The organism is Chloroflexus sp., assembly GCF_034432675.1.
In the GTDB taxonomy this organism is placed as follows: Bacteria; Chloroflexota; Chloroflexia; order Chloroflexales; family Chloroflexaceae; genus Chloroflexus.
Genome location: NZ_DAOUBI010000090.1, coordinates 1 through 5,548 on the forward strand (window position 1 = coordinate 1; position 5,548 = coordinate 5,548).

General features: G+C 57.0%; 3 protein-coding genes. 1 reads left to right on the forward strand and 2 read right to left on the reverse strand.

What is annotated here, in order from left to right:
• The coding region (locus VAE55_RS06935) for a transglutaminase-like domain-containing protein (protein WP_322815066.1) at positions 1–2,151 on the reverse strand (2,151 nt) is incomplete at its 3' end.
• 5 nt (positions 2,152–2,156) lie between these two features.
• Positions 2,157–2,948 carry a TatD family hydrolase gene (locus tag VAE55_RS06940; RefSeq protein WP_322815067.1) on the reverse strand — a complete coding sequence of 264 codons (792 nt, stop codon included), beginning with the start codon at positions 2,946–2,948 and terminating at the stop codon, positions 2,157–2,159.
• 636 nt (positions 2,949–3,584) lie between these two features.
• Here VAE55_RS06940 and VAE55_RS06945 point away from each other — a divergent pair.
• The gene (locus VAE55_RS06945; protein ID WP_322815068.1) at positions 3,585–5,183 is read left to right on the forward strand and encodes an NADH-quinone oxidoreductase subunit M; all 1,599 of its coding nucleotides are present in this window, start codon (positions 3,585–3,587) and stop codon (positions 5,181–5,183) included.
• The last annotated feature ends 365 nt before the right edge of the window (positions 5,184–5,548 follow it).

Sequence of the window (5,548 nt, forward strand, 5' to 3'; positions counted from 1 at the left end):
CGTCTCTGCGGGGTGTTGAGGCAGACCGGCAATATTGGCCAGCCAGCCCATCTCTGCATAGGCCGCAGCAGACAGGCGGAGACCGCGCAATTCGCGCACAAGCCACAACTGGACACTAAGTCCAGTCAGGCCAATCCCCATCAGTATAACCAGTACCACCGAGAACCAGCCGGTCAGTAGGCTACTGCCAGCCGCAGAGGGATTGTTCGCTGCTGTCGAGCTGGCAGCACTACTACTCGCACCGCCGGCAGTGAGATCGTCCTCAAGCTCCTCAAAGCGACCTGGATCGGGCACGGTGCCGCCGAAGCTACCGGCAACCCCCTCTTCTTCCTCGCCGAATGCCGATTGCAAAGGCCGCTCTGGAAGCGAGGTATAACTCGCCGCTGTTGGTTCAAACCGTTCCCAGCCAATACCGGGGAAGTAGACTTCGGGCCAGCTATGTGCAACGTTCTCGTGTACCAGGTAGATACCCTGTTCAGGGTCATAATCACCACTGGCGTAGCCACGCACCCACCGCGCCGGAACCCCAACCGAACGCAGCATCACCACCATCGCCGAGGCAAAGTAGTCGCAATAGCCGGCTCGCTGCTCGAAGAGGAACCAGTCGACCAGATCAACATTACTGGGTGGAGGAGGGATGTCCTCGCTGTAGGTTAGACGGCGCAGGTAATCCTGAATCGCAATCGCCTGATCGTAGGGCGTTTCGGCATTAGCTGCGGCAATCACCCGCGCTGCTTCAGCCCGCACGCGCGCCGGCAAGTTAGGCGGTAATTGCAGGTAGCGTTCCCGAACCCACTGCGGGTAATCGGTACCGGCATTCCGCAGACTCTGCACATCAGCAACGGAAACCAATGCGGTCACCATATATGTTGTTGCTGCACTGAGTGGCGTCAGCGAGGTGACCAGTGACACATCATCGTAAATCGGCGTGATACCGCCATTCTCGTCACGGCCAACCAGGTGCTCAACCTGAGCCGGCAAGCTGAATTGTAACGGTGTCCCGCCAAAAGACAGCAGATCATCATTCCGCTCTTGCGCCAGCGTGATCGTTTGGGTAATCAATCGCCGCGCTCGCCGATCTGTCACCGGCAACGTTTCACCGGCAGCCAGTGGCGTCCGCGCCTGTTCGGCAGTAGCGACACCCAGGGCCGAACGAGCCAATTCCCCCGTCGTATTAACCCAGCCCGAACCGTCGTAGCGATCAAACGCAACGGCTCGCCAGTATTCAAGGCGTGATGAGTGCACCGTCATCACCAGATCGAGACCTGGTGATCGTGCCCCACCGAGCGGCGCCGTTCGAGCAGTAAACGAGATGCTCCCGGCACCGGGTGGGGCATTAATGGTGCTAAAGGCATCTTCCCACGCGGCACGAGCCATGCGAAACGGGATGCGTAGCGTCTCCCAGGTCTGCGCTGCACGTTCGCTGGTGATGGTTGAGGGAAGAAAAGCCGTTAGCAGGATGAGCACTACCCCCACAACCGTTGCTGCCCACATTGCGCGGAGGGGCAACAGGTCTGGATAATTGATCTGTTGAGCTTCCCAGGCAGCCCGACGCTGCATCACGTGGTGATACACCAGCAGCAACAAAGCACTGGCAATCAACACCAATGCTTCTGTATCCGGTTTAGGCAGGACATAGGTATAGTTAACCAGAAATACCGTACCGTTCGCGATCACAGGCAGCCAGGGACGGCGTTGGCGAAAGACTGCCCATACCGTTGCGTAGACCAGCCACCACGAAAGAAAGGCAAGTGCAACAACAAACAGCACAATATCTTCGCCACGACCACCACTGGCGAGTACGCGGGCCCAGCCAATAATCCGAATGACCAGCTCGGCAGCCTGATCGCGCCAACTGGTCAGTCGCCCATCGAGCAGGGGGCCAACCTGTTGCACAATCCAGACCCACGCCAACAGGAACGAGACCGTGTGGGCCGCCCAGCGATGAAGACGTTGCCAGTTTACCAACACCAGGCTAACCACGAACGCCATCGTGCCGACCGCGGGCAAAATCGATAGACCTGCGGCCCAGCTGGAGATAGCCAGGCTACGAATAACCGCACCGGTTAAAAGCCCAATCAGCCCAAGACCCGGTAGCATCCACCAGATGTTCAGCGAACCGGTTGAAACTGACAACGAAGAACGGTTCATACTTGCTATCCTAAAGCAGTGGACAGACGGGGAAATGCGTGTAACGTATTCTGCCAGAGCTGTGGTGCCAGATCGTCCAGCGTCTGCCCACGCAGTTCGGCCAGTTTCTGCCCGATATACACCAGTCGACTCGGTTCATTGCGCTGCCCACGGTGTGGATGAGGACTGAGGTAGGGGCTGTCGGTCTCGATCAACAGCCGATCCGCTGGTGCCAGACGAGCTACTTCGTGTAATGCAACAGATTTGGGAAACGTCAGCGGGCCTGACAGCGAGAGATAAAAGCCCAATTCCAAACACTCCTGTGCAGCAGTCCAATCGCCTGAGAATGAATGCATGATCCCCGACCCACGATCGGCATCGCGCAACACGGCAATCGTCTCGGCCATCGCATCCCGCGAGTGGATCACAACCGGCAAGCCCAACTCACCGGCCAGTGCCAGTTGGGCGCGAAACGCCGCATCCTGCTCGCTCGGTGGCGATTTCATCCAGTAGTAGTCGAGACCAATCTCACCAATCGCGACCACCTTTGGATGGGCAGCCAGCCTGCGTATCTGGTCAATCCAATCGCCTGGCAGATCGTGCAGATGATTGGGCTGAATCCCAACAACCGCAAAGACCGCCGGATGCGCATTCGCCAGCGCGACTGCCGCGTGACTGGATGCCAGATCGTAGCCAATTTCGATCATCGCCGCGACCCCGGCATCGATGGCCCGCAAGATGACCGCACTGCGATCCTCGTTGAATTGTTCCGATGCGAGATGGAGATGGGTGTCAATTAAGCGTAGTGTAGATTTCATAGGCATCCCACATCATTGTAGCATACATGCCATACCAGGTCAGGTGTATTATAACGGGAGACGGTGAGATGTGCAGAAGCACAGCCGTGACGCAGGACACATAAGCAACTGCGCCGAATCGTGATGATTACACGAACGTGAGCAGATGCACCGATAGCCGGTATAGTCATTCTACAGCGACAGCGGCGTATATCTCGCAAAGACATTAATCTTTCGCAAGATTTTTGTGACAACGGTCACAATTTAATGAACCGTTCTGACCCTTTAAATTACGTTTTGACACCATTTCTCTCTCAGAGAACCGTGCAAAACCGAAAAAAAGGTAGTTGACAAGAAAGCAGAATTGGAGTATAACACTACAGGCAGAATGCAAACGTGATATTTATCACAAAAGGGAGAGACTGCCTTGGTGTAGCCTCATGTCACAGTGGTAGAACAAAGAGCCTGGTACCTCGATAGCAGTACCGGATTGACAACACTGTTCTACACACAACACAATTCCCTCCCTCGACGAAGCTGTCATAAGAAGCTGTCATAAGAGGTAACGAAGCTGCGTTAGCTGTTGACTTGCGACATCGTACTTTGGTCGCAGCGTAGGTTTACTTTGTTTATGTAAAAGAAAGAAGGTCTGGCGTCATGAACCTGCTCGGCCTACCCATCCTGTCACTGTTGCTCTGGTTACCGGCGTTTGGCGCTCTTATCATCCTGTTGCAGCCGGTTGGTCGCCCTGCGCTTTATCGCTGGACAGCGATGAGTGCAGCTCTGGCGACATTCGTTGTTGCGGGAATTGTTATTGGTCTCTTCTATACCGGCCCATACGGCCCGGCCTCCGGTGTCGTCGTTGGCCCACCACTGCAATTCGTCGACTCAATCGCATGGTTACCGGCATTTGGCGCCAGCTATTTCATTGGCGTTGATGGGATCAATTTGTGGCTGGTCGGTTTGACTGCATTTCTGGCGCCATTCGCGATTGCAGCGACCTGGCAACGACAAACGCGCAGCCTGCGCTTGCTTTTGGCATTATTGCTCCTGGCCGAGACTGCGTTTCTGGGTGTGTTTCTTGCCCAGGACATGCTGCTCTTCTACGTCTTCTACGAGCTGGCCCTCATCCCGATGGTCTTTCTGGTTGGAATGTGGGGTGGTCACGGTCGAGCCGCAGCGGCTTTGAAGCTGTTCCTTTACACCTTCAGCGGTTCACTGCTGATGCTGCTGGCGATTATCGGCCTGCACATTCTGCATCGTAACGCGATAGCAGCGGTTGAGCCGGGTTACACCGGTACGTTCGCGCTGAACCAGATTGTGGCCGATCTGCGGGCCGGTCTCTTCACGCTTGACCCACTGGTTGCCCGTTTGCTGTTCGGTGCATTCTTTATGGCATTTGCGATCAAACTGGCGCTCTGGCCATTCCACACCTGGCTACCTGACGCTTACAGCGTGGCCCCGACGCCGGTTGCAATTATTCTGGCCGGTTTGATGGCAAAATTCGGCGTCTACGGTTTAATCCGCTTCAATGCCACCCTGTTCCCCGAAGTAATGTCCTGGGTAGCTCCGGTTGTCGCTGTACTGGCCGTGATCGGGATCATTTACGGCGCACTGATCGCCTTCATGCAGCGCGACATGCAGCGAATGATCGCGTATGCCTCGATCAGCCACATGAACTTTGTAGCCCTCGGTGTTATGGCACTGAATACCATCGGTATCAACGGAGCGTTGTTCCAGATGGTGGCCCACGGTATCATGATGGCTGCGCTCTTGCTGATTGTGGCTGTGATTGAGGAACGCCGCGATAGCCGCGATTTCAGCACCCTTGGCGGTTTGTGGCAGGTGACCCCTGTCTACGCCGGTTTGACATTACTGACCCTGCTGGCGATGGCCGGTCTGCCCGGTCTGAGCGGGTTTGTCGGTGAGTTCACGATGCTTCAGGGCATCTTTACCTCGCCCCTGTTGGGATGGCCGTTTGCCATCGGGGCCGCAATCGGGATCATTCTGGCTGCGGTTTACGCGCTGCGGGTGTTCCACATGGGCTTTATGGGTGAAGTCCGCAATACCGCTCATCTCGATCTGCCGGATTTGCAGCGCCGTGAACTGCTGACGCTAGGTGTGTTAGCGGCGGCAATGGTTGTTCTGGGCCTGTTCCCCAACCTGCTGCTGAGTGGTACAACCGGTTCTGTTCAGGGTCTGGTTGACGCTTTAACGCCGGCAGTGCAGGCCGCAGCCCAGTTGAATGGGTGGTAGAGGTACGTTTTCAGCACCCCCGTGACCAGGATGGGGAACGGTATGCCACGCGCAGGATCGCACGCACGGCTGGCGCGGCAGCATGGCTGCCGCACGCCAAACCGTGCGCCACAGGTAATGGTGGTCGGCAACGGTAGCGACCCTGACACGTGATCCCACTGGGCGCGGAGCTGTGGGGTACCCGCTGCGACCTCCACGTGATCGCAAGCACGGCTGGCGCGGCAGCATGGCTGCCGCACGCCAAATATCGCGCCACGGGTAATGGTGGTCGGCAACGGTATCGACCCTGAAACGTGATCCCACTGGGCGCGGAGCTGTGGGGTACCCGCTGCGACCTCCACGTGATCGCAAGCACGGCTGGCGCG